Genomic DNA, 18,598 nt, shown 5'->3' with positions numbered 1-18,598 from the left:
TAGGCAGGTCTCCGCGGCTCAGCCGGGCGTGGCGAACACCGTGATCTCTTCGCGGTCGTGGTAGAGCTGGCGTGCGCGCACCTCCAGCGACCTGCCGGCCTGTTCGGCGAACAGGTCCAGGCACAGCTTCGTTTCGTCCCAGCGTTTCTTCATCGGCAGCTTGAGATTGAACACGGCGTGCCGGCACCAGCCTTCGCGGAACCAGTACGCCATGCGCTCGGCCACGCGCCGCGGTTGCTCCACCATGTCGCAGACCATCCAGTCCAGCGGCTGCGAGGGTTTCCAGTGGAAGCCGTCGGCGCGCAGATGCTCGACCAGGCCGGTCGCCAGCACGTGCTCGCGCAGCGGGCCGTTGTCGACGCTGGTCACGCGCAGGTGATGGCGCGTGAGTACCCAGGTCCAGCCACCCGGCGCGGCGCCGAGATCGGCGGCGGTCATGCCGGGCCTCAGCAGGGTCTCGCGCTGGCGTTCGTCGAGCAGCGACAGGAAGGCTTCTTCCAGCTTCAATGCAGAGCGCGACGGTGCGTCGGGCAGCAACTTCAGGCGTGGGATACCGAGCGGCCAGGGCGCGCTGTCGCGTGCATCGGCGACGCACAGGAACAGGTGGTCGCCCTGCACGAACACCACATGCAGGCGCGGCAGGCGCGCATCGTCCTTCTCGCTCAGGAAGCCGGCCTTGCGCAGTGCCGGCCGCAGCGCATTGCCGAAACTGCGCGCGAGTCCTGCCAACGGCTTGGCGCTGTCGGAGTCCGGGTGTTCCACCCACAGGTCGCCGTAGCGCCCGCTGCCCGCCAGGGCGGCGAGGAGCGGCGTGATGCGGTCCTTGGGGTCGATGCCGCGCAGTTCGGCGAGCAGTCGCAGCTTCTGCCGGGCGAAGATCAGGTCGCGCCAGGGCAGGGCGCGGTCCAGCGCCTGCGCTTCCTCGCAGACGAACACGACATGACCATCGTTGCGCTGCGCGCGCGCATAGCCGGCGAACCCGGCCAGCGCGGCGCGCTCGGTCAGTTCGGCAGCAAGTTCGGGTTCGAATCCCTGGCGGCAATAAGCCAGCAGGCCGGTCGTCGATGACATGGCGCGGTCGCGTGAAGCGGATGGCTGCGGCTCCTGCCGCGGGGACAGGGTACAGGAGAAGCCGGACTCGAGGGCTTCTCCGCGCGCGGCTCAGTACGTGTCGCCGCCCGACTCGCCATAGTGCCGGAGCACCGCGCGTGCATCCTCGCGGCGCAGGTCGCGCACGACCTCGATGCCGCGCTTGTTGAGCTCGCCGATCCAGTCCGCCGGCAGCGGACCTTCATCGAACTCGGTCAGTTCCATCACGTCCTCGGCGCGTGCGCCGATCAGCAGGCGGTCGATGCCGGCCCATACCGTGGCGCCGTAGCACTGGCAGCACGGCTGCGAGGACGTGGCCAGCACCACGGGCGCGATGCGGTCGTTGAGGCGCGGCGTCTGCAGGCGCTGCTGCGCCAGCATGTAGGCCATGTTCTCGGCATGCGCCAGCGAGCAGGTGTGGGGCATTACGCGGTTCACGCCGAGGGCGATGACGCGGTCATCGGGGCCGAACACCACCGCGCCGAACGGGCCGCCGGTGTTGGCGTCCACATTGCGGCGCGACAGGTCGATGGCCAGCGCGACCTTGGCTTCGTCGCTCGCGTAGGTCGCCGCAGGGTCGACCAGGTCGTGGGTCCAGGCGGGCAGGGTGAGATGGATCTGTTGGTAGAGCATTACTGGGCAGGGAGTCTGGCGATGGAGGAATCGGATTCGCAGCGGCCGCTGACGCATTGGCAGGCGGTCACGTCAGCGAAGCCGCAAACGCCCATGCGACCGCTGGCGGCGCACTGCGCCTGCACGCCCTGGGGATCGGTGGGGCTGTTCTTGTTCACGCAGGCCGGCATAGCACCACAGCAGTTGCCGACGTTCTTCACCGCGCAGTCGGCGCTGGTCCTGCAGGCGTAGTCGACGGTGACTGCGCCGGCTTCGCGCGGCGGCAATGTGCCGCCCGTGGGTTTGGGCGCGTGCGCGGACGCGGCGGGCGGCTCGGCAGCGGAACTGTCGGTGGACGCCGGTGCCGCGCACCCGACCAGCGCCATCAACGGGGCCAGCATCAGCAGCAGGGCGAACGGCAGGCGCAGGACGGTGCGAGGCATGGCGGACTCCATTCTTCGTTGTTGGAAACGTCAGCCTGCCGCGCACCGCCTCAACGGGCGGTGAAACCGCCGGCTCAGCCCTTGGTGGCCCAGGTATCGCGCAGGGTCACACTGCGATTGAATACCGGTCGTTCGGGGGTGTGGTCGTAGCGGTCGGCGACAAAATAGCCGGTGCGTTCGAACTGGAACGATTGCTCGGGCGCGGCGCTCGCTGCGGCGGGCTCCACGTAGCCGGTCACCGTGCGACGCGATTCCGGGTTCATGTAATCGCGGTAGGTCTTGCCTTCCGACTCGTCGTCCGGGTTCGGCACGGTGAACAGGCGGTCGTACAGGCGGATTTCCGCAGCGACGGCATGCTTTGCACTGACCCAGTGGATGGTGCCCTTGATCTTGCGCTCCGCACCGGCCATGCCCGGGCGGGATTCCGGGTCCAGCCAGCCGCGCAGCTCGACGATCTCGCCGGCGTCGTTCTTGACCACTTCATCGCAACGCACGATGCCGGCGCCGCGCAGGCGCACTTCGCCGCCTGTGGTGAGGCGCTTGAAGCCCTTCGGCGGCACTTCCTCGAAGTCCTCGCGCTCGATCCACAGCTCGCGCGAGAACGGCACGCTGCGCTGGCCGAACGATTCGTCCTTCGGGTGGTTGGAGAAGGTCAGCGATTCCTCGTGGTCTTCCGGCAGGTTGGCCAGCACCAGCTTCACCGGATCGATCACGCCCATGCGGCGCGGCGCGGCGGCGTCCAGGTCTTCGCGCAGCGCGCCTTCCAGGATGGAGATGTCCAGCAGCGAGTTCTGCTTGCTGATGCCTACGCGGTCCACCATCAGGCGCAACGCGGACGGCGTGTAGCCGCGGCGGCGGATGCCCTGCAGGGTCGGCATGCGCGGGTCGTCCCAGCCGTCGACCAGCCTGTCTTCCACCATCGCGAGCAGCTTGCGCTTGCTCATCACCAGGTAGTTGAAGTTCAGGCGCGAGAATTCGATCTGGCGTGGCTTGCTGGCTTCCTTCGGCAGGCCCTTCGCCAGCAGCGGTGCGATCAGGTCCGGCGAGTTGGCCAGGTCCACCTTGTCCACGCACCAGTCGTACAGCGGGCGGTGGTCTTCGAATTCGAGCGTGCACAGCGAATGGGTGATGCCTTCCACCGCGTCGCTCAGCGAATGCGCGTAGTCGTACATCGGGTAGATCGGCCAGTCGTTGCCGGTGTTCTGGTGCTCGACGTGCTTGATGCGGTACAGCGCCGGGTCGCGCAGGTTGATGTTGCCGCTGGCCATGTCGATCTTCGCGCGCAGCGTGCGCGCGCCGTCGGGGAACTCGCCCGCGCGCATGCGCCGGAACAGGTCCAGGTTCTCTTCCACACTGCGGTCGCGATACGGCGAGTTGCGGCCGGGTTCGGTCAGCGTGCCGCGGTACTCCCGCACCTGCTCGGCAGTGAGATCGCAGACGAACGCGTCACCCTGGCGGATCAGCTTCTCGCCGGCGAGGTACAGCACCTCGAAATAGTCGGAAGCGTGGCGCAGGTCGTGCCAGTCGAAGCCCAGCCAGCGCACGTCGTCCTGGATGGCGCGGACGTACTCGGGGTCTTCCTTGGCCGGATTGGTGTCGTCCAGGCGCAGGTTGCACACGCCATCGAACTCGCTGGCGATGCCGAAGTCCAGGCAGATCGCCTTGGCGTGGCCGATGTGCAGGTAGCCGTTGGGCTCGGGCGGAAAGCGGGTCTTCACCGAGGTGTGGCGACCGCTGGCCAGGTCCTCGCGCACGATCTGGCGGATGAAATCCCGTTTCTCGGGAGCGACATCATCCGGAAGGGCGGCAGGGCGGGCGTCGTCGTTGGACATCGGGGCGGACAGGCTCGGAAAAACTCAAGTTTAGCCGGTCCGGCGCTCGCACTGGTCTATCCTGAACAGCCCGACGCGCGTGGATCCCCGCATGAGCCTTCCCGTCCTGGTCATCGGCAACAAGAACTACTCGTCCTGGTCGCTGCGGCCGTGGCTGCTGCTGCGGCACTTCGGGGTGGGCTTCGAGGAGGTCCGGTTGCCCCTCGATACGCCGCAGTTCGCCGATGAGGTCCTGCGCCACTCCCCGACGGGCAAGGTACCGGCACTGCATGATGGCGACGTCCAGGTCTGGGATTCGCTGGCCATCTGCGAGTATGCCAACGAGCGCTGGCTGGACGGCCGGGGGTGGCCGAAGGACCTGGCCGCCCGCGCCATGGCGCGGGCCGCGGCGGCGGAGATGCACTCCGGCTTCGTGGCACTGCGCACGCAGCTGCCGATGAACAGCCGGCGGACCCCGGATGCCTACCGCGGGGATGCCGCTGCCCAGCGCGACATCTACCGTGTGCAGGGACTGTGGCGCCAGCTTCGTGACGCGCAAGGCGATGGCGGGGAGTTCCTGTGCGGCGACTTCGGCATCGTCGATGCGATGTACGCGCCGGTGGCGGTCCGCTTCGACGGCTACGGCGTGCCGGTCGACGCCGTCGCGCGCCGCTACATGGATGCGCTGTTCGCGCTGCCGGCGATGCGGGAATGGCGCGCAGCAGCGGCGGCGGAAACTGAATCGGTCGCGGCCACCGAGTCACTGCGCTCCCCGCTGTAGCGGACCCGGTGTAGGCTGGTCCCGGAGGACACATCCATGCGCGTGGTCTACCTGGCCGACAACCTGTTCGACGCCCATCTGGTCAAGCACGCGCTGGAGGAGGCTGAGATTCCCGCGTTCGTGTTCGGCGAATCGCTGTTGGGCGGCATGGGTGAACTGCCTCTTTTCGGTGTGCTGCGTGTCTGCGTTCCGGACCCGGCGTTTCCTGAAGCAGAGGGCATCGTGAAAGCGCTCGGACTGGAATCGCGCGACGACGGCCCCATCTTGGAAGGCGACGATGAGGGCGTCGGCATCCTGCCCGCCTGATCCGTCCTTCCCCCACGATCAAGAGGTTCGCCATGCTGGGTATCGGAGCCTACAAGCAGCGCATGCCGCGCACGGAAGACATGCTGCCGGGACGCGAGACGCCGCTGCCGTTGCACAACGTGCATTTCGTCAACGGCCATCCGCTGCGCGACGCATTCGAGGGATTGCAGCAGGTGGAGTTCGGCCTGGGCTGCTTCTGGGGTGCCGAGCGCAAGTTCTGGAACCTGCCGGGCGTGTACAGCACGTCGGTCGGCTATGCCGGCGGCGGCACGCCGAACGCGACCTACGAGGAGGTCTGTTCCGGCCAGACCGGCCATAACGAAGTCGTGCGTGTGGTCTACGATCCGGCGCAGGTGTCGTTCGAACGTCTGCTGCAAGTGTTCTGGGAAAGCCACGATCCCACCCAGGGCATGCGCCAGGGGAACGATGTCGGCACGCAGTATCGCTCCGGCGTCTACTGCCATACACCGGAACAGCAGGCCGCAGCCGAGGCCAGCCTGAAGGTCTATCAGCAGACGCTGCTTGCCGCCGGTTACGGCGACATCACCACCGAGACCGTCCATCCGGCGCCGCCGTTCTACTATGCCGAGGACTACCACCAGCAGTACCTGGCGAAGAATCCCAACGGCTATTGCGGCTTGGGTGGCACCGGCGTGAGTTGCCCGATCGGGCTGGAGACCTGACGCCTGCAACTGCGTGATGCTGCAGGTTGAAGGTGTGTCCCTGTGGGAGCGACGTCAGGTGCCGGCTCCCGGTACGCCAAGGGCCTGCAGTCGCGACTTGCGTCGCTCCCGCCCGTTGCCTTGCCTGCGGTGGGGACCCGCGCGCAGGCCAGGCAAACCCGGGGTCCGATCGCCCGCCAGCGTGCGCAGACACGCGCGACGATCCGTCTCAGGCGGTGAGCTTCTCGCGGATCGTCGCGCGCAGTGCTTCGAGGTCCTTGGCGAAGATCTCGATGCCGGTGGCCAGCTTTTCCTTCGCCATCGGATCGGCCGCGATGGCCGCCGCGAAACTCTCCGACGTCACCGGCGCTGCGGTGACCGGTTCGACCTGGACCGGCGACAGCTTGCGCGGCAGTGGGCCGTGGTCCTGGTCCAGCTTCTCCAGCAGGTCCGGCGAAATGGTCAGCCGGTCGCAACCGGCCAGCGCTTCGATCTGCGCGGTCGAGCGAAACGAGGCGCCCATCACCACCGTCGCCGATCCCCGCCGCTTGAACTCGGCGTACACGCCGCGCACGAACACCACGCCCGGATCCTCGTCGATGTTGGCCGGCGCCTGGCCGTTGGCCACGTACCAGTCCAGGATGCGGCCCACGAAGGGCGAGATCAGGAAGGCGCCGGCCTCGGCACATGCGATGGCCTGGGTCGGATTGAAGATCAGGGTGAGGTTGCAGTCGATGCCTTCAGCCTGCAGCACGCGTGCGGCTTCCACGCCTTCCCAGGTGGAGGCGACCTTGATCAGGATGCGGTCGCGGCCGATGCCCTGGTCGGCGTACATCTGCACGAACTTGCGAGCCTTGGCCACGGTAGCCGCCGTGTCGTAGGCCTGGTCGGCATCCACCTCGGTGGAAACGCGGCCGGGGATCAGGCCGGCCAGCTTCGCGCCGACGCCGACGGTCAGGCGGTCCACGACCTCATCCACCAGCGCCTCGCCGCCGCCCTGCGTGCGCGCCCAGGCGAGCTGTTCTTCGATCAGGTCGGCGTACACCGGCAGGTCGAGTGCCTTCTTCACCAGCGTGGGATTGGTGGTGCAGTCCACCGGCTTGAGGCGCTTGATGGCGTCGTAGTCGCCGGTATCCGCGACGACCACGGAGAGGTCGCGCAGTTGCTGCAGCTTGGAGGGGGTGGTGTCGGTCATGGGCGTCGATGGAGTGGGGGAAATCGGGCCACAAGTATGCCTTGTCCCGCAGGGACGGGCCGGCTGCGGGAGCGTACTTTTCGTGGATTGATGCGATAGCCGGCGTTGCAGGCTCAGCGATGGTGGTCGCCGTTGGCTTCGGGCTGGTAGCTGATCGCGGTTACGCGCAACCTGAGCGGCCGGTTGCCCGGCGCATGCCAGTCGATGGTCTGCCCGATCGACATTCCCAGCAGGGCGCTGCCTACGGGGGCAAGCACGGAAACCCGTCCGGTCTCGACGTTTGCTTCGTGCGGGTACACCAGCGTCAGGCGATGGTGCTCGCCGGTGAGTTCGTCTTCGCACTCCACGCGCGAGTGCATCGTCACCACGTTGTCCGGCATCCGGTCCGGTGCGCGCACGTCGGCGCGGTTCAGTTCGTCCATCAGGGCGAGCGCGGCCGGGTGCCGCCGCAGCACGGGGGTGTCCAGCAAGGCCTCCAGACGGGACATGTCGCGGCTGGAGACGACGAGCGGGGGCAGCGAAGGCGGCAGGCCGCTGGTGCGGGTGTTGTTCATCACGGTTCTCTCTGGATTTTGGGGTCGCGCAAAAGGAAACGGGCGACGCGTTGCCGCGCCGCCCATCGGAGTCCTGTTTTGCGCGCCTACCGTAGCCCGGAAGCGACGAGGGTTCAAGCCAACTACGGCGAGCGGGATGGTGTGTTGCGGCCGCTCGCGGCCTGCGGGCTGACGAAGGACGCGTCCAGTTCGAAAAGACCGGGCGGCAGGTCGCGGAACACACCGGCCAGTTCCATCAGGAAATCGTTCATGGCCGAGCTCCTGCGCCACACCATGGCGATCTGTCGACTGGGATGCGAATCGCTGAAGCCCAGCAGGTGGATGTTCTCGTAACGCGCTACGGGGGGCTTCACCGCCAGGGTCGGCAGCAGGGTGATGCCGACGTCGGCGGCGACCATCTGCCGCAGCGTTTCCAGGCTGGTGGCGCGGAACTCCGACTTCTCGTTGGCGCCCGAGAGGCGGCATACGTCCAGCGCCTGTTCGCGCAGGCAGTGTCCGTCTTCAAGCAGCAGCAGTTGATGCTGCGAAAGTTCGGCTAGCGTCAGCGACTCGCGTTTTGCCAGCGGGTGCGATTCCGGCACGGCGAGCAGGAAGGGTTCCTCGAACAGGAACTCGGTATGCAACTGGTCGTCCGCCACGGGCAACGCGAGCAGGCCGGCATCGAGCTTGCCTTCGCGCAGGCGCGACAGCAGCACGTCGCTCTTCTCTTCGATCAGCAGCAGTTCCAGATGCGGAAACCGTGCGCGCAGCCGCGGTACCACATGCGGCAGCAGGTAGGGGCCGAGGGTGGGAAACAGTCCCAGGCGCACGGTGCCGGCTTCGGGGTCCTGGCTGCGGCGCGCGGCTTCTTTCATCTGTTCGACTTCGGCGACGATGCGGCGTGCGCGATCGGCGGCATCGCGACCGGCGGGCGTCAGCATCACCTTGCGGGGCGCGCGCTCCACCAGCGGCACGCCCAGCTCGTCTTCCAGCTTCTTGATCTGCGTGGAGAGCGTAGGCTGGCTGACGTAGCAGGCCGCAGCCGCACGACCGAAATGCTTGTGGTCGGCCAGCGACACCAGGTACTTCAGATCGCGCAGGTTCATGGGCTCCCTCCGAGCCGGTGGGTGCCACTCTATCGGGAAAATGGCACCCGACGCAGGTGGCTTACGCCGCGACGGCGTCGACGGGTTCGACCGGCGCCGACGAGCGGATCAGGTGATCGAACGCGCTCAGGGCGGCCTTGGATCCTTCGCCCATGGCGATGACGATCTGCTTGTACGGCACGGTGGTCGCGTCGCCTGCGGCGAACACGCCCGGCAGGCTGGTCTGACCGCGATCGTCGACGATGATCTCGCCGCGCGGACTCAGGTCCACCACGCCCTTCAGCCATTCCGTGTTCGGCAGCAGGCCGATCTGCACGAAGATGCCCTCCAGTTCGACACGGTGCGTGTCACCACCCGTGCGGTCCTTGTAGACCAGCCCGGTGACCTTGCTGCCGTCGCCCAGTACCTCGGTGGTCTGCGCGCTGGTCACGACGCGCACGTTGGGCAGGCTGTGCAGCTTGCGCTGCAGCACGTCGTCCGCGCGCAGCTTGCCGTCGAACTCGATCAGGGTGACATGCGCCACGATGCCGGCCAGGTCGATCGCAGCCTCGACGCCGGAGTTGCCGCCGCCGATCACCGCCACCCGCTTGCCCTTGAACAGCGGACCATCGCAGTGCGGGCAGTAGGCCACGCCCTTGTTGCGGTACTCGTTCTCGCCGGGCACGTTCATCTGCCGCCAGCGCGCACCCGTGGAAAGGATCACGGTCTTCGACTTCAGTGCCGCCCCGTTGGCCAGTCGCACTTCGACCAGACCATCCGCGCCCGCAGGTACCAGTTTCTCCGCGCGCTGCAGGTTCATCACGTCCACCTGGTAATCGCGCACATGCTGTTCCAGCGCCGCGGCGAGCTTGGGCCCCTCGGTGTACGGCACGGAGATGAAGTTCTCGATCGCCATCGTGTCCAGCACCTGGCCACCGAAGCGTTCGGCTGCCACGCCGGTGCGGATGCCCTTGCGTGCGGCGTAGATGGCCGCGGCGGCGCCGGCGGGACCGCCGCCGACCACCAGCACGTCATACGGCGCCTTGGCCTTGATCTTCTCGGCCTCGCGCTTGCCGGCGTTGGTGTCGAGCTTGGCGACGATCTCTTCCACGCCCATGCGCCCGGCGCCGAAGACTTCGCCGTTGAGGAAGATGGTCGGCACTGACATCACCTGGCGCTGTTCGACTTCCTGCTGGAACAGCGCACCGTCGATGGCGACGTGCTGGATCTTCGGGTTCAGCACCGCCATCAGGTTCAGCGCCTGCACCACGTCGGGGCAGTTCTGGCACGACAGCGAGAAATAGGTTTCGAAGCGGTACTCGCCATCGAGTGAACGGATCTGCTCGATCACGTCCTGCGCGAGTTTCGACGGATGGCCGCCGACCTGCAGCAGGGCCAGCACCAGCGAGGTGAACTCGTGGCCCATTGGCAGGCCGGCGAAGGCCAGGTGGATGTCATGACCGGGCGAGGTCAGCGCGAACGACGGCGTGCGTTCGCCGTCGCGCTGCTCGGTGACGGTGATCTTGTCGGAGACGTCCTGCAGGTCCTTCAACAACGCCTGCAGCTCGGCGGAACCGGCACTGTCGTCCAGCTGTGCAGTGATGTGGATCGGGCGCACGGCCTTTTCCATGTAGGCGGCGAGCTGCGTCTTCAGATTGGCGTCCAGCATGGCGAACGTCTCCGTGGAGGAAATCGGGGAGGAAAGGGAAGGCGGGCGTTTGCAGGAGCGGCATGCGCCGTGGGGAGGGAGCCGGCCAGGGAGAGAGGGAACCGGCAAGCGGCACATGCCGCTGCTGCAAACGTCCGGGTCAGCCTCCGGGCCAATGGCCCGGAGGTGACGTGATGCGGATGGTGCGATGTCGCGGTGGCGCATCCACGCGGGGATGCGCCGGTGTTGCGATGACGCTTAGATCTTGCCGACCAGGTCCAGCGACGGGGCGATCGTCTGCGCGCCTTCCTTCCACTTGGCCGGGCAGACCTGGCCGGGGTTGGCGGCGGTGAACTGCGCGGCCTTCAGCTTGCGCAGGGTTTCCGACACGTCGCGGGCGATCTCGTTGCTGTGGATCTCGGCGGTCTTGATGACGCCTTCCGGGTTGATGACGAAGGTGCCGCGCAGGGCCAGGCCTTCTTCTTCAATGTGCACGCCGAAGGCGCGGGTCAGCTGGTGGGTCGGGTCGCCGACCAGCGGGAACTGGGCCTTGCCCACCGCCGGGGAGGTTTCGTGCCACACCTTGTGCGAGAAATGCGTGTCGGTGGTGACGATGTAGACCTCGGCGCCGGCCTTTTGGAACTCGGCGTAATTGGCGGCGGCGTCTTCCACTTCGGTCGGGCAATTGAAGGTGAAGGCGGCCGGCATGAAGATCAGGACCGACCACTTGCCCTTCAGGGTGCCATCGGTGACTTCGACGAATTCGCCGTTGTGGAAGGCGGTGGTCTTGAACGGCTGGACCGGGGTATTGATCAGGGACATCGGAGATCCTCGTGAGTGGAGTGGGTGTGGTGAAGCGATGGCGCCATGGTAGGCCGGGACTATTGATATCTCAAATCGATTGATGGAATTGAATAGATAGTTTTTAACTATTGAAGTCCCGGATCCGGTGCATCCCGTGGCCATCGTGACGCTTGATGCCGGGATCAAAGTCATGTTTTTCAATGAGTTGTTGCGCATATGACTTGCTCATCGCTCGTGCCTGCTAGCCCAATGCGATACCCGGCGGGCGCCCGGCGTGCCATGAACAGGGAGATGGGCCGGAGCAGAGTGGCCCCCAGCCTCCGTACGCCATTGAGCACCATGATGGTGCGCCGCGGCGATACGTCCGCATTCCGCGGCCCCGGGCCCGCTACCATGCTCGGCAATGCCTGCCGACCTGATCACTGCCCGACTCGACTTGGCCCTGCGCGTCGGCGCGTCCCGCTTGTCCGGACCCGACGCGCGGCACGAGGCCGAACACCTGCTGCTGCACGTGCTGGGTCGCGACCGGGCTTGGCTGTTCGCGCATGGCGACGACCCATTGCCCGAACGGGAGGCGGCGGCGTTCGACGCCCTGCTGGGGCGGCGCATCGCGGGCGAGCCGCTGGCGTATCTGCTGGGCCGGCGCGGGTTCTGGACGCTGGACCTGCAGGTCTCCCCCGCCACGCTGATCCCGCGCCCCGAGACCGAGCGGCTGGTGGAACTGGCGCTGGAACGGCTGCCTGAGGCGCGCGCGCTGCGCGTCGCCGACCTCGGCACCGGCAGCGGCGCCATCGCGCTCGCGCTGGCCAGCGAGCGACCGTTGGCGCAGGTCGTCGCGACCGACCTCAGTGAAGACGCCCTGCGACTGGCAAGGTCGAACGCGCACGCGCACGGTCTGGCCAACGTCGTGTTCCGCCGCGGCAGTTGGCTGGCGCCATTGGCGGGAGAGCGCTTCGACCTGATCGCCAGCAACCCTCCCTACATCGCCGACGGCGATCCCCACCTGGTGCAGGGCGACCTGCGCTTCGAGCCGCCCACGGCACTGTCGTCCGGCGCCGACGGACTGGATGCGATCCGCGAGATCGTGGCCGCGGCGCCCGCGCACCTGCTGCCGGGTGGCTGGCTGCTGCTGGAGCACGGCTGGGACCAGGGCGAGGCGATCCGCGCGCTGTTGGCCGGTTCGGATTTCATCGACGTGGCGACTGTGGCCGACCTCGAAGAACGCGACCGCGTCACCCTCGGACGCGTAACGGAAGCGCAGGACGCGAGCCGCTAGACTATCGGCTTTCGCCCAGGAAACGCCGCCCATGCGCACGCTGTACCCCGAGATCGAGCCCTTCGACACCGGCACGCTGAAGGTCGACGACCGCCACACGCTGTACTACGAACAGTGCGGCAATCCGCAGGGCAAGCCCGTGGTGCTTCTCCATGGCGGGCCGGGCGCAGGTTGCAGCCCGAAGATGCGCCGCTTCCACGATCCAGCCAAGTACCGCATCGTGCTGTTCGACCAGCGCGGCTCCGGCCGTTCCACGCCGCACGCGGACCTGGTGGACAACACCACCTGGGACCTGGTGGCCGACATCGAAAAGTTGCGCGAGACACTGGGTATCGACCGCTGGCAGGTGTTCGGCGGCAGCTGGGGCTCCACGCTGGCGCTGGCCTATGCGGAGACGCACCCGCAGCGCGTCACCGCACTGGTGCTGCGCGGCATCTTCATGCTGCGCCGCTGGGAACTGGAATGGTTCTACCAGGAGGGCGCCAGCCGCCTGTTCCCGGATGCGTGGGAGCACTACCTCGCCGCCATCCCGCTTGTCGAACGGCATGACCTGATCTCCGCTTTCCACCGTCGCCTGACCTCGGACAACGTGGATATCCGATTGGCGGCGGCGCGTGCGTGGAGCGTGTGGGAAGGCGCCACCAGCTTCCTGCACGTGGACGAGGATTTCGTCAGCGGGCACGAGGATGCCGAATTCGCGCTGGCGTTCGCGCGCATCGAGAACCACTACTTCGTCAACGGCGGTTTTTTCGAGGTCGAAGACCAGTTGCTGCGCGATGCGTCACGCATCGCCGACATCCCCGGCGTGATCGTGCACGGCCGCTACGACGTGGTCTGCCCGATCGCCAATGCGTGGGAGCTGCACAAGGCCTGGCCGAAGGCGAAGCTCGAGATCACGCCGGCATCCGGTCATTCGGCATTCGAGGCGGAAAACATCGACGCGCTGGTGCGCGCAACCGACGGGTTCGCTTGAGGTCGGCACGGCGACCTCGTTGCCGCAGCTTGAGGGGAAGGAAATGGACGATCAGCGCAAGCAGGCTTCCGGGTTCGACCAGCGCGTGCTGGATCTCTACGACGACTACGCGCACGGCCGCACAGACCGGCGCGGTTTCCTGTCCGGTGCCGCGCAGTTCGCCGTGGCCGGCACCACCGCCGCGGGACTGCTCGCGGCGTTGATGCCGCAGTACGCGTTGGCGGCGCAGGTGGCAACGGATGACCCACGCATCACCACGGTCTATCGCACGTTCCCTGCGCCCGCAGGTCACGGTGAGGGGCGTGGCCTGCTGGCCCTGCCACGGACTGCGGGTCGCCACCCGGTTGTGCTGGTGGTGCACGAGAACCGCGGCCTGAATCCCTACATCGAAGACGTCGCACGCCGGCTGGCGGTGGCGGGCTTCATCGCCTTCGCCCCCGACGCGCTGTATCCGCTTGGCGGTTATCCCGGCAATGACGACACCGGACGCGAGATGCAGGCCACGCTGGACCGCGCCAGGGTGCTGGCGGATATGGAAGCCGCAGCGCATTTCGCGCATGGGCTCCCGCGCACCAACGGCAGACTGGGCGTGGTCGGGTTCTGCTTCGGTGGCCTGGTCACCAACCTGCTGGCGGCGCGGCTGCCCGAGCTGGTTGACGCGGGCGTGCCGTACTACGGTGGCCAGCCCACAACGGAAGAGGCGGCGCGCATCAAGGCGCCCCTGCTGCTGCAGTTCGCCGAGCTGGACACGCGTGTCAACGCGGGTTGGCCCGCCTTCGAACAGGCGCTCAAGGCAGCCGGTGTGTCCTACGAGGCGCATGTCTACCCGGGCGTCAACCACGGATTCCACAACGACACCACGCCCCGTTACGACCCGGCGGCCGCTGACCTCTCCTGGCAACGCACGCTTGCGTTCTTCCGCCTGCAGCTCGCCTGATCGACGTGCGGCCCCCTGTGCCACCCGTGAGGTGCCGGGCGTGTCCGGTGCGCGCACAGCGGTGCGATCCAGTCGTGTGGGTGCCGCTCCTTCCTTGAGGCGTGACGGCGTAGGCCACGTGATTTGGAGCAGATCGAGCAATGACGGCACACGCGGCAACGCAGGCGGGCGAGGCGAGGATCGGGCTGGAGGATGTCGACATTCCGCGGCTCGGGATGGCGGCCATGCGGTTCATCAAGGCGATCGAACAGGGCCAGCATGACGTCTTGTGGGATGCTGCCTCCGCATCGATCCGTCGTGCGATGGGACGTGAGGCGTTCGTCGCGCTGATGGCGCAGCGGCACGGTGCGCTGGGTCGGGGGCGCAGCCGTCGCTGGGCGGCCGTGCGCGTCGACCAGCCGAGTCAGCGGCCGCGATGGCAGCCGGGCACGTATGCCGTGCTGGAGTTTTCGGTGATGTTCGGCGAAACCGGCGCGCCGCATCGCGAAACGGTGACGCTGCGGCGCGAGGACGAAGGCGTCTGGCGCCTGGCGGGCTACGCGGTCAAGGCCGACTGACGCGCGTCAGCCGCGCGGCGTGCCGTCCAGGGTGTGGTCGATCATCCAAAGTCCCGCCCAGAGCTTGGCATCCAGTTCGTACCCCTCCCGCATCTTCTGCACCAGCCACGCAGCGGCGCGCGTGCGTGGGACGGCGTGCACGGTGATGTCCTCGTCACCATCACCGCCGCCTTCGCCGATCCTGCGCAGCCCGGTCGCCCGGACAAAGGCGATCTTCTCGCTGCTGCTGCCGGAGGATGTCGGGCCGATCATCAGGACCTCGGCCTGCTCCGCCGTCCAGCCGGTTTCCTCCTCCAGTTCACGGATGGCGGATACCTCGATCGACTCGCCGGCATGGATGTCGCCGACCAGGCCCGCGGGCATCTCGATGGTTCGTGCCTGCAGCGGCACCCGGAACTGCTCCACGAACAGCACGTCGTCGTCCGGGGTCACCGCGATGATGATGGCCGCGAGCCCGCCGGCATGCGCGCGCTCCACGTATTCCCACGTACCGCGCACCATCATCCGCTGGTACTTGCCTTGCCACACGATGTGGGCGGGTTGTTGGTGCGTCTCGCTCATGATGCGAAATCCTTCATTGCCATGAACAGGCGGAAGTGAGGCTGGTATCCACCTTGGACGTGTCCTACATTTCAGTTATATGACGAATGGTGGATAAACATTGTTACACTATCAACGCTGGGGAGGACCCCGGCACTTCGGGAGTAAAGGGCGCCATTGAAGGCAAGCCCAAAAGAACTATGTCTTTGCGTTTTTGGCGATCCTCCTGGATGGCGCCTTTGGGGGCGCGTCTGACTCCGTTGCTGCAACTGATGACCCACTCGGCGTCATCTGATGCGGTGGAGTACGTGGCCGAAGGGGACGATCCGCAATTCCGTGTTGATCCCGACCGGGGCATTCATGCGCTGGTGCCGGGCTGGTACGTGATGGATATCGTTCTTCAAGCCACGGAGGGTGCTATCCAGCGCCCCTGCCTGTACCCCGATTATGGCGGCGGCTGCAGCGAGGCGACGCGAATTCCCCTCCCTCAACCGGATGCCTTGGGACGGATAAGGGCGTTGGTCCTGATCAGCCGGGCACTGCGTGCCCTGCGTTTCGATCCCACCATCCGGCCCGCGCGATTCCGGGTCGGCGCCCTGAAGTTCAGTCGGATCACGCGTCCACGTGCGTTGTGGTTCCTGCTGCGAGGCGCGGACAACTCCAGCGAGGCGCCGACCGACCCCTTGCTTGTCCGGTTGATCCGCTTCGTTAAGGACGCTGGCCGGCAGGGACTCAGTCCTGCGGTCGATGCCCTTGTGCATCGTCACTACGGCGCGTCGCGCCATGCCGCCGGAGGTTATGTTCAATGGCTGGACCATTTCGACCCCCTCAAGGGGCCAGGACTGGAGCAGGCGCGTATCAATGCCTGCCAGCTCGCGAATGGTCCGCTGATCTCGGTGGTGCTGCCCGTCTACAGCGCGCCGCTGACGTTCCTAAAGCGATGCATCGACAGCGTGCGCGATCAGACCTATCGGAACTGGGAACTCTGCATTGCTGACGACGCCTCGCCCGATCCCCGGATAGCGGAGTGCCTCGAGGCCTATGCCCGGGACGATGCACGGATCAAGGTCGTCATAAGGCCGCAGAACGGCCACATCAGTGAAGCCACCAATAGTGCGCTGGCCATGGCCTCTGGCAGTCATGTGGCTTTCCTCGATCACGACGACGAACTGAGTGCGGATGCGCTGCATCAGGTGGCACTGGCGATTGCGGAGCACCCACAGGCGCGACTGCTATACAGCGACGAGGATAAGATCGATGCGTCCGGTCGTCGCTTCGATCCTCACTTCAAGCCAGGGTGGAATCCGGAACTACTTCGTTCGCAAAACTACATTTGCCACCTTATGGTGATCGAGGTCAATCTGTTGGCGCAGGTCGGCCTCCTGCGTGTGGGGTTCGAGGGTTCGCAGGACCACGACCTCGTGCTCAGGTGCACCGAAGTGCTGCTCCCCGAGCAGATCTGCCATATCCCCAAGGTGCTGTACCACTGGCGCGCGATTGAAGGTTCGACTGCGCTCGGAGGTGACCAGAAGAGTTATGCATCGGAGGCCGGGCGCCGTGCGGTAAGCGATCACCTGCAGCGCATACACCGAGACGGCGCGGTGGAGATCGTATCAGCAGGTTGCTATCGCACCCTGCTTGCGCTGCCCGCTTCCGCTCCCAAGGTCAGCGTCATCATTCCTACCAAGGATCGAGCCGACCTGCTGTCGCGGTGCGTGCGAAGCGTGTTGGAGAAGACGGAGTATCCAGACGTCGAAGTCCTGGTGGTGGACAACGGCAGTCTGGATCCCGATGCGCGTGTCCTGTTGAAGGAGTTGCGGCAGACGTATCAGGTCCGCGTGTTGGACTATCCGATCCCGTTCAACTTCTCGGCGATCATCAATCATGGTGTCCGGCATGCGACAGGTGACGTCCTTTGCCTGTTGAACAACGACACCGAGGTCATCAATCCGTCCTGGCTCCATGAACTGGTAGGTCGTGCGATGCAGCGCGACGCGGGCGCGGTCGGCGCGATGCTTTACTATCCCGATGACACCATCCAGCATGCCGGCGTGATACTGGGGTTGGGTGGCGTGGCGGGCCATGTTTATACCCGGATGGGGCGCGGCACACCGGGTTATATGGCGAGGGCTTGGGTCGCCCAGAACATGAGCGCCGTAACCGCAGCCTGCATGGCGGTGAGGAAGGAGGTCTTCGAGGAGGTGGGTGGCTTCGACGAAGCGCTGCCAGTCGCCTTCAACGACATCGACTTCTGCCTGCGCTTGCTGCAAGCCGGCTATCGCAACGTCTGGACGCCGTACGCCGAGCTTTATCACCACGAATCCGCGAGCCGCGGCAGCGAAGACTCGCCCGAGAAGCAGGCGCGTTTCGCCGCCGAAGTGCACGCCATGAAATGGCGCTGGGGGGGACTGCTGCACGACGACGCGGCCTACAACCCCAATCTCACGTTGGACCAGGGCGACTACGGCCTGGCCTTTCCGCCGCGCTCGCCAAAGCTGCGCGTCGCAGGCATCTCCAATTGATACTGAAATCCTGGGTAATTGAGCAATGAGTCTTCTTTTCCGGCATCTCGCCGAGAGTTTCCGTAAGCCCGACCATTGGCTTTACGCCAGTTGGTTGGACGTCATCACTAAATACCGCAAGAACGCGCTGGGGCTGTTCTGGATCTTCTTTCCGCCGATCGTCTACATATGGGGGTTGGGTGCGTTCATGGGCGCGATTCAGGGCAAGCAAATGGGCTCATTCCTTGCGCATATAGGCTTCGGATTCATGATCTTCCGGCTGATGTCGACGATGTTCATCGAGGCCGGCGCAACGTTCGCTGCACATCTGCCTTATATCCACGACGGCAACTTGAGGCTCACCGACTATGTGCTGCGGACCCTGTCAAAAGCGCTGATCCATTTTCTGTTCGCCGTACCCCTGCTGGCCCTGGTACTGGTAGGGGAGGCGTCCGTTTCGCCGCTTGGTCTGCTCTCTTCGTTCGCGGGTTTGCTGGTAGTGCTGCTGAACCTGTTCTTCTTTGGCGTACTGGTTGCGCTCGTGGGCGCGCGCTATCCCGACATCAATGATTTCTTCGGTAGCGTGATGCTCGCCGTCTTCCTGATAACACCCATCGTGTGGCTCGCTGAAGCCGCGCCTGCGGACACGATGCAGGGGATGCTGATGCGCGCAAACCCCTTCCACCACATGCTTGCCGTCGTGAGGGGCCCGATTCTCGGGGAGGCAATCGAGAGGATGACCTACGTCTACATCGGTTCAATGACGGCGGCTGGCGTGGTGGTAGGGGCGCTCTCCTACTCCCGGCTCGCACGCCGCGTGCCGATTTGGCTCTGAGGAGAGCGGC

The 18,598-nt window shown here is 66.1% G+C and carries 18 protein-coding genes and 1 pseudogene; 9 read left to right on the top strand and 10 right to left on the bottom strand.

The window, feature by feature from the left end; all coding sequences use genetic code 11:
- Window positions 1-18 precede the first annotated feature (18 nt).
- The 4 genes and pseudogenes from rlmM to IB223_RS11720 all read right to left on the bottom strand — a co-directional run bounded on the left by rlmM (window position 19) and on the right by IB223_RS11720 (window position 3,976).
- Window positions 19-1,071 carry a 23S rRNA (cytidine(2498)-2'-O)-methyltransferase RlmM gene (gene rlmM / locus IB223_RS11735; protein WP_192201917.1) on the bottom strand — a complete coding sequence of 351 codons (1,053 nt, stop codon included), beginning with the start codon at window positions 1,069-1,071 and terminating at the stop codon, window positions 19-21.
- Between the two features lie 90 nt (window positions 1,072-1,161).
- Window positions 1,162-1,722 carry a nucleoside deaminase gene (locus IB223_RS11730; protein WP_192201916.1) on the bottom strand — a complete coding sequence of 187 codons (561 nt, stop codon included), beginning with the start codon at window positions 1,720-1,722 and terminating at the stop codon, window positions 1,162-1,164.
- Between the two features lie 7 nt (window positions 1,723-1,729).
- Window positions 1,730-2,144 (bottom strand): annotated as a pseudogene (locus tag IB223_RS11725) (hypothetical protein); the annotation flags it as partial.
- 74 nt (window positions 2,145-2,218) lie between these two features.
- Window positions 2,219-3,976: a glutamine--tRNA ligase/YqeY domain fusion protein gene (locus IB223_RS11720; RefSeq protein WP_192201914.1), complete on the bottom strand. Its 1,758-nt coding sequence runs from the start codon at window positions 3,974-3,976 to the stop codon at window positions 2,219-2,221.
- A 91-nt stretch (window positions 3,977-4,067) separates the two neighbouring features.
- Between IB223_RS11720 and IB223_RS11715 the strand changes: the two genes are divergently transcribed.
- Genes IB223_RS11715 through msrA form a run of 3 tightly spaced genes read left to right on the top strand, consistent with a single transcriptional unit; the run spans window position 4,068 to window position 5,725 of the window.
- Entirely contained in the window at window positions 4,068-4,736 is a 669-nt protein-coding gene (locus IB223_RS11715) for a glutathione S-transferase family protein (RefSeq protein ID WP_192201913.1), read from the top strand.
- Window positions 4,737-4,772: 36 nt separating this feature from the next.
- Window positions 4,773-5,042, top strand: coding sequence for a DUF2007 domain-containing protein (locus IB223_RS11710; RefSeq protein WP_192201912.1), 270 nt, complete (start codon window positions 4,773-4,775; stop codon window positions 5,040-5,042).
- A 32-nt stretch (window positions 5,043-5,074) separates the two neighbouring features.
- Complete coding sequence (msrA, locus tag IB223_RS11705; RefSeq protein WP_192201911.1) at window positions 5,075-5,725, top strand: peptide-methionine (S)-S-oxide reductase MsrA; 651 nt, start codon at window positions 5,075-5,077, stop codon at window positions 5,723-5,725.
- Between the two features lie 208 nt (window positions 5,726-5,933).
- Here msrA and IB223_RS11700 read toward each other — a convergent pair whose 3' ends face one another.
- From IB223_RS11700 to ahpC, 5 genes are all read right to left on the bottom strand, one after another.
- Window positions 5,934-6,899 carry a transaldolase gene (locus tag IB223_RS11700; protein WP_192201910.1) on the bottom strand — a complete coding sequence of 322 codons (966 nt, stop codon included), beginning with the start codon at window positions 6,897-6,899 and terminating at the stop codon, window positions 5,934-5,936.
- Window positions 6,900-7,012: 113 nt separating this feature from the next.
- Window positions 7,013-7,453 carry a nucleoside diphosphate kinase regulator gene (gene rnk / locus IB223_RS11695; RefSeq protein ID WP_192201909.1) on the bottom strand — a complete coding sequence of 147 codons (441 nt, stop codon included), beginning with the start codon at window positions 7,451-7,453 and terminating at the stop codon, window positions 7,013-7,015.
- Between the two features lie 122 nt (window positions 7,454-7,575).
- Window positions 7,576-8,538 (bottom strand): DNA-binding transcriptional regulator OxyR, encoded by a 963-nt coding sequence (gene oxyR / locus IB223_RS11690; RefSeq protein WP_192201907.1) that lies wholly within the window; start codon window positions 8,536-8,538, stop codon window positions 7,576-7,578.
- A 61-nt stretch (window positions 8,539-8,599) separates the two neighbouring features.
- A complete protein-coding gene (gene ahpF / locus IB223_RS11685) occupies window positions 8,600-10,186 on the bottom strand; it encodes an alkyl hydroperoxide reductase subunit F (protein ID WP_192201905.1) in 1,587 nt (528 codons plus the stop codon).
- A gap of 237 nt (window positions 10,187-10,423) precedes the next feature.
- Window positions 10,424-10,987 carry an alkyl hydroperoxide reductase subunit C gene (ahpC, locus tag IB223_RS11680; RefSeq protein ID WP_055940616.1) on the bottom strand — a complete coding sequence of 188 codons (564 nt, stop codon included), beginning with the start codon at window positions 10,985-10,987 and terminating at the stop codon, window positions 10,424-10,426.
- A gap of 385 nt (window positions 10,988-11,372) precedes the next feature.
- Between ahpC and prmC the strand changes: the two genes are divergently transcribed.
- The 4 genes from prmC (at window position 11,373) to IB223_RS11660 (ending at window position 14,712) form a co-directional block, all read left to right on the top strand.
- Window positions 11,373-12,245, top strand: coding sequence for a peptide chain release factor N(5)-glutamine methyltransferase (prmC, locus tag IB223_RS11675; protein WP_192201903.1), 873 nt, complete (start codon window positions 11,373-11,375; stop codon window positions 12,243-12,245).
- A 31-nt stretch (window positions 12,246-12,276) separates the two neighbouring features.
- Window positions 12,277-13,218: a prolyl aminopeptidase gene (pip, locus tag IB223_RS11670; RefSeq protein ID WP_192201901.1), complete on the top strand. Its 942-nt coding sequence runs from the start codon at window positions 12,277-12,279 to the stop codon at window positions 13,216-13,218.
- A 43-nt stretch (window positions 13,219-13,261) separates the two neighbouring features.
- Complete coding sequence (locus IB223_RS11665; RefSeq protein WP_192201899.1) at window positions 13,262-14,155, top strand: dienelactone hydrolase family protein; 894 nt, start codon at window positions 13,262-13,264, stop codon at window positions 14,153-14,155.
- Window positions 14,156-14,295: 140 nt separating this feature from the next.
- Complete coding sequence (locus IB223_RS11660) at window positions 14,296-14,712, top strand: DUF4019 domain-containing protein (RefSeq protein ID WP_192201897.1); 417 nt, start codon at window positions 14,296-14,298, stop codon at window positions 14,710-14,712.
- Window positions 14,713-14,718: 6 nt separating this feature from the next.
- Here the strand turns inward: IB223_RS11660 and IB223_RS11655 are convergent, their stop codons facing one another.
- The gene (locus tag IB223_RS11655; protein ID WP_192201896.1) at window positions 14,719-15,273 is read right to left on the bottom strand and encodes an NUDIX hydrolase; all 555 of its coding nucleotides are present in this window, start codon (window positions 15,271-15,273) and stop codon (window positions 14,719-14,721) included.
- A 209-nt stretch (window positions 15,274-15,482) separates the two neighbouring features.
- On the opposite strand from IB223_RS11655, the gene IB223_RS11650 reads away from it, so the two are divergent.
- Complete coding sequence (locus tag IB223_RS11650; RefSeq protein WP_192201894.1) at window positions 15,483-17,774, top strand: glycosyltransferase family 2 protein; 2,292 nt, start codon at window positions 15,483-15,485, stop codon at window positions 17,772-17,774.
- 25 nt (window positions 17,775-17,799) lie between these two features.
- Window positions 17,800-18,588: an ABC transporter permease gene (locus IB223_RS11645; RefSeq protein ID WP_192201892.1), complete on the top strand. Its 789-nt coding sequence runs from the start codon at window positions 17,800-17,802 to the stop codon at window positions 18,586-18,588.
- Window positions 18,589-18,598: the final 10 nt, after the last annotated feature.

The organism is Pseudoxanthomonas sp. PXM03, assembly GCF_014852005.1.
GTDB lineage: Bacteria > Pseudomonadota > Gammaproteobacteria > Xanthomonadales > Xanthomonadaceae > Pseudoxanthomonas_A.
This window is presented reverse-complemented; position numbering and strand designations above follow the sequence as displayed.